General features: G+C 44.7%; 5 protein-coding genes. 4 read left to right on the forward strand and 1 reads right to left on the reverse strand.

Annotated elements, in window-relative coordinates; all coding sequences use genetic code 11:
* Both F6J99_RS41535 and F6J99_RS41540 read left to right on the forward strand, forming a co-directional pair.
* A partial coding sequence (locus F6J99_RS41535; RefSeq protein ID WP_293122388.1) for a hypothetical protein occupies nt 1–190 on the forward strand: 190 nt, incomplete at its 5' end.
* Nucleotides 191–196: 6 nt separating this feature from the next.
* Nucleotides 197–1,807 (forward strand): HlyD family efflux transporter periplasmic adaptor subunit, encoded by a 1,611-nt coding sequence (locus tag F6J99_RS41540; protein ID WP_293122391.1) that lies wholly within the window; start codon nt 197–199, stop codon nt 1,805–1,807.
* Here the strand turns inward: F6J99_RS41540 and F6J99_RS41545 are convergent.
* Nucleotides 1,769–1,939 (reverse strand): hypothetical protein, encoded by a 171-nt coding sequence (locus F6J99_RS41545; protein WP_293122395.1) that lies wholly within the window; start codon nt 1,937–1,939, stop codon nt 1,769–1,771. The genes F6J99_RS41540 and F6J99_RS41545 overlap by 39 nt on opposite strands.
* Nucleotides 1,940–2,103: 164 nt before the next feature.
* Here F6J99_RS41545 and F6J99_RS41550 point away from each other — a divergent pair, with 164 nt between their 5' ends.
* On the forward strand, nt 2,104–2,334 hold the full coding sequence (locus F6J99_RS41550; protein ID WP_293122398.1) for a hypothetical protein: 231 nt from the start codon (nt 2,104–2,106) through the stop codon (nt 2,332–2,334).
* A 61-nt stretch (nt 2,335–2,395) separates the two neighbouring features.
* On the forward strand, nt 2,396–5,402 hold a 3,007-nt coding region (locus tag F6J99_RS41555; protein WP_293122400.1), incomplete at its 3' end, for a filamentous hemagglutinin N-terminal domain-containing protein.

The raw sequence follows: 5,402 nt of genomic DNA on the forward strand, positions 1-5,402 counted from the left end.
TACTCCCTACTCCCTACTCCCTATTCCCTACTCCCTACTCCCTACCCCCTACTCCCTACTCCCTACTCCCTACTCCCTACTCCCTACTCCCTACTCCCTACTCCCTACTCCCTACTCCCTGTTCCCTGTTCCCTGTTCCCTGTTCCCTATTCCCTATTCCCTATTCCCTAACCCAATTAATAATTACTAATTAATCATGATTACATCCAACCGCACAACTGATAACTCTTACGCTGAAACCACTACCAATGAGGTAATTCAAGAGCAGGAATTATCCCAACCAATTATTCCGCAACAACCTAGCGTTTTTCTGAAACAACCTAGCATTTGGTCGCGGGCTATTCTTTGGGGATTGGTGGGGATAACAACGTTTGGAATTACTTGGGCAAGTGTCGCAAAAATTGAGAAAGTGATTCCAGCACAGGGCAAGTTAGAGCCACAAGGAGATGTTAAGGAAGTTCAAGCATCGATTAGTGGTGTGGTAGCAGAGGTTTTGATTAAGGATGGGGAGCTGGTGAAGCCAGATGATGTCCTGATTCGCTTTGATATGACCTCTGCTCAAGCTCAGTTGGTTTCTCTGGAACAAATTCAGAAATCCTTAATCCAAGAAAATCAGTTTTATCGTGCTCAAATCGGTTCCTATCAAGCTAGTCAACCCAATACTCAACCGCTAAACTTGCCAGTAGAAGTTTTGCTTCTTATTAAAAACCGCGCTAACTTAGTGGCAGAAAATCAACTCTATCGAGTCCAAGTGACTGGGGCTGATGGTGGAGCCAACCTGACCTCAGAGCAACAATTTCGTCTACAGATAAACCTGGCAGAATTTAATTCTCGGGTAACGGCGAATAAGCAAGAAATTCAGCAACTAGAAAATCAGCTAGGGCAAACTAAAATCCAATTAGCGAATGCTAGAAATCTGTTGAGTACAGCTAAGAACAATTTAGTGACTGCACAGACTAATTTAGCAACTGAACAGGAGATTTTAACTGATTTTGAACCGTTACTTACCGAAGGAGCTGTTCCCAAAATTCAATACCGTAGACAGAAACAAGAAGTCGGTAGAGGTGAAGCTGAAGTGGGTACACGGGAAGCTGAGGTGGGTACACAGCAAGCTGAGGTGAATCAGTTAATTCAGGAACAAGAACGGATTAGAAGTGCGATCGCTCAAGCTCAGGCACAATTGGCCAACACCATTGCGGCTTCTCAAACTGAGCTACAGGATCGGATTGCTGTGAATCAACAACGGATTGCTGATATCGATAGTCAGCTAGGTAAGCAAATTGTAGAAAATGATAAACGGATAGCGGAAATTGATAGTCAAATTAGTCAAATCAAGCAAAATTTGAAGTATCACGAAATCAAAGCTCCTGTAGCTGGCAAAGTTTTTGAGCTAAAGGCTCGCCCAGGCTTTGTGACAACTAGTAGCGAAACTATTCTAGAAATTGTGCCTAATGATGAGCTAATTGCTGAAGTTTATATCACCAATAAAGACCGGGGTTTTGTAAAAGAAGGGATGGAGGTGGATGTCAGAATTGATTCCTTTAATTTTAGTGAGTTTGGTGATATCAAAGGTAAATTAATATCCATTGGAGCCGATGCTTTAGAGCCCGATCAGATTTATCCTTATTACCGTTTTCCTGCAAAAATTGCCCTAAAACAGCAGTTTATCGATATTAAAGGCAACTCAGTTCCCCTAGCATCAGGGATGTCGGTAACTGTGAATATTAAGGAGAGAAAGCGTCGAGTGATTACTATCTTTACTGGCTTTTTAACCAAGAAGTTGGATAGTTTGAAGGGCACTAAATAGAGGGAATCGGGAATCGGGAATCGGGAATCGGGAATCGGGAATCGGGAATCGGGAATTGGGAACAGGGAACAGGGAACAGGGAACAGTAATAATAGTTGAGTGTTTCACTTTCCCGACTCCCGACTCCCTCAAAAAAAATTTTTTACAAAAAATTTCAAAAAATGCTATAATTATAGAATTTTTTGTGGTATAATCAAATTGTGGACAAAATAAAATCCACGGGGAGAGCCAGCCTAAGAGTTTTCGTAGGCTGCAGGCTGGCTCTGGGTTCCCCTTACAGGAGATAAGGTAATATTATGTCCCATAGTCAACACCTATACCCATGGGTAATGGTTTGGTTGTTACCACGCCTGATGCCACCAGTCATTTTCCCTCGGTTCCTTAACCCCGCCCCAAAATTACAACGGGCAAGATGCCCATTCCACCAAGATGCCCATTCTACTTTTGCCTATTGCCTATTGCCTATTGCCTATTGCCTATTGCCTATTGCCTGTTGCCTTGCCCATAGCGCTATAAAAAAAACTTAACAGAATCAAAGGGTATTTTATGAAATAATCCCAGACATCGGGAGCATATTGATTGATTAACATGAAAGCTGTGGTTTACCGACTTCTGCAAGCAAGTCCCTTTGTTCTGTGTTCTCTACTGGGTGCAACTACCGCATTAGGACAAATCACTCCAGATAATACCCTGGATAATGAAAGTTCTATAGTAACGCCCAATGTCAATGTTAACGGGAACCTAGCGGATTTGATAGAAGGTGGGGCGATTAGAGAAAGCAATCTCTTCCACAGCTTTTCAGATTTCAATGTGGCTGAGTTTGGGGCAGTTTATTTTGCCAATCCTGCTGGAGTTGCCAACATCCTGAGTCGGGTAACTGGAACAAATGTTTCCAATATTTTGGGCACTATAGGGGTATTGGGTAATGCTAATTTATTTTTGATCAATCCCAACGGTATTTTCTTCGGTACCAATAGCAGACTAGATATCAGAGGCTCATTTTTTGGGAGTACGGCTGATAGTGTGTTGTTTGAAGATGGCACAGTATTCAGTGCTAAAAACCCCAATAGAAAACCGTTGTTGACCATTAATATTCCATCTGGGTTGCAATATGGATCCAATCCCGGAAGTATTACTAATCAGTCTAGTCTGTTTCAGGTACCAAATGGTCAAACATTGGGTCTTATTGGTGGTGAAATAACTATTCCTGGTGGCGTTATAGCTGCATTGGATGGACGGATTGAGCTGGGGAGTGTGGGTAATGGTGTGGTGAACTTGACCCCAACCGATACTAGTTTTATGTTGGATTATTCAGCAGTTAACAACTTTCAGGATATTAGTTTGTCTGACGGTGCTTTTGTTGTTACCAGTGGCGAAAGTGGTGGCAGTATCCAGGTGCAGGGAGCTAATGTGAGTTTACGCGATCGCTCTGATGTATTTGCAGATACTAACGGGAGTGGAAGTGGGGGTGGGATAGTTGTTGAGGCTTCTCAGCTCAGCCTTGAAGGTGGTTCTAGGATATTGGCGGATGTATTTGGCTCAGGACAGGGGGGAGATGTAAGTATTACCACTGGGCAGTTAATGGTCTCTGATGGAGCAGTTGTTTCAGCTAGCACTTTTGGTGAAGGGGACGGGGGAGATTTGACAGTGGATGCCGACTCTACGGTTCAACTTATTGGTAGATCAGCCGATGGTCAGTTTGGCAGCCTCTTGACTACTCAAACTCAAGGTACAGGAAAAGCGGGAAATGTGAGGATTACCACTGGGGAGTTAATCGTCTCTGGTGGAGCACAAGTTTCAGCTGCCACTGTTGGTGAAGGGGATGGGGGAAATTTGACAGTGGATGCCGACTCTACGGTTCAACTTATTGGTAGATCAGCCGATGGTCAGTTTGCCAGCCGCTTGTTTGCTGAAACTGTTGGAACAGGAGATGCGGGAGAGTTGAGTATTACTACTGGGAAGTTAATGGTCTCTGATGGAGCAAGAGTTTCAGCTAGCACTTTTGGTGAAGGGAACGGGGGAAATTTGACTGTGGATGCCGACTCTACGGTTCAAGTGATAGGTACCTCAGCCGATGGTCAGTTTGCCAGCCGCTTGTTTGCTCAAGCTGATCGAGGTTCAAAAGGAAATGCCGGAAATTTGAGTATTACCACTGGGCAGTTAATCGTCTCTGATGGAGCAGTTGTTTCAGCTTTAACTTTTGGTGAAGGAAATGCCGGAAATTTGACTGTGGATGCGGAGTCTACTGTTCAAGTGATTGGTACGAAATCTGATGGTCAGTTTCCCAGCGGCTTGTTTACTACTACTTTTGGGACAGGAAATGGAGGAGAGTTGAATATTACCACTGGGGAGTTAATCGTCTCTGATGGAGCACAAGTTGGAGCTGGCACTTTTGGTGAAGGAAATTCGGGAAATTTGACAGTGGATGCCGACTCTAGGGTTCAAGTGATTGGTACCTCAGCCTCGGGTCGGATTGTCAGCGGCTTGTTTACTGTAACTGAAGGGACAGGAAATGCGGGAGAGTTGAGTATTAACACTGGCAAGTTAATGGTCTCTGATGGAGCAGATGTTTCAGCTGCCACTTTTGGTATTGGGAACGGGGGAAATTTGACAGTGGATGCCTCCTCTACTGTTCAAGTGATTGGTACCTCAGCCAATGGTGAGTTTAGCAGCCTCTTGACTACTCAAACTGAAGGGACAGGAAAAGCGGGAAATTTGAAGATTACCACTGGGGAGTTAATGGTTTCTGATGGAGCACAAGTTTCAACTGACACTTTTGGTATTGGGAACGGGGGAAATTTGACTGTCGATGCCTCCTCTACTGTTCAACTTATTGGTAGATCAGCCGATGATCAGTCTCCCAGCGGCTTGTTTGCTCAAGTTAATCGGGGAGCAACAGGAAATGCAGGAAATTTGAATATTACCACTGGGCAGTTAATGGTCTCTGATGGAGCACGAGTTAGTGCTAGAAGCATTAAAGAGGATAGTTCAGCAGGCACGGTAGATATTAATGCCAACTCCATCTTCCTTAACAACAATGGAATCATCTCAGCAGAAACAGGAGGAGGAGACAAAGGCAATATTAATCTATATGCCCGTGACATCCGACTGCTTAACGAAAGCAATATTACCACTAACGCCGAGAATACCACTGGCGGAAATATAACTATTGATACTGATACCCTAGTCGGTCTGGGAAATAGCGATATCACCGCTAATGCTGAATTTGGCCCAGGAGGTAGTGTTACCATTAAAGCCCAAGGCATATTTGGCTTAGAGTTTCGAGACCGTCCAACTCCAGACAATGACATCACCGCCACCTCCAACCGTGGCCCACTTTTCAACGGTCAAGTCATACTCAACGTCCCACAGGTAGACCCTACCTCAGGCTTAACCGAATTGCCAGGAAGCCCGGTAGATGCAGAAGCGATCCTGGCCAATGACCTTTGTGGCTTTGAGAACAATCGAATTGCTGGCGGCAGTTCCTTTATCATTACCGGCAAAGGGGGTTTACCACCAACTCCAGAAGATCCGGTGATTAATGCCCACAGAACAGTGGGGTGGCGAACTCGTCCTGGCTTAGGGAGCAGCAGCA

This window comes from Moorena sp. SIO4G3 (assembly GCF_010692305.1).
Lineage (GTDB): Bacteria > Cyanobacteriota > Cyanobacteriia > Cyanobacteriales > Coleofasciculaceae > Moorena > Moorena producens_A.

Coding starts and splice junctions, on each gene's coding strand:
- F6J99_RS41540 (WP_293122391.1), top strand. CDS start 197: ATGATTACATCCAACCGCACAACTGATAACTCTTACGCTGAAACCACT.
- F6J99_RS41550 (WP_293122398.1), top strand. CDS start 2,104: ATGTCCCATAGTCAACACCTATACCCATGGGTAATGGTTTGGTTGTTA.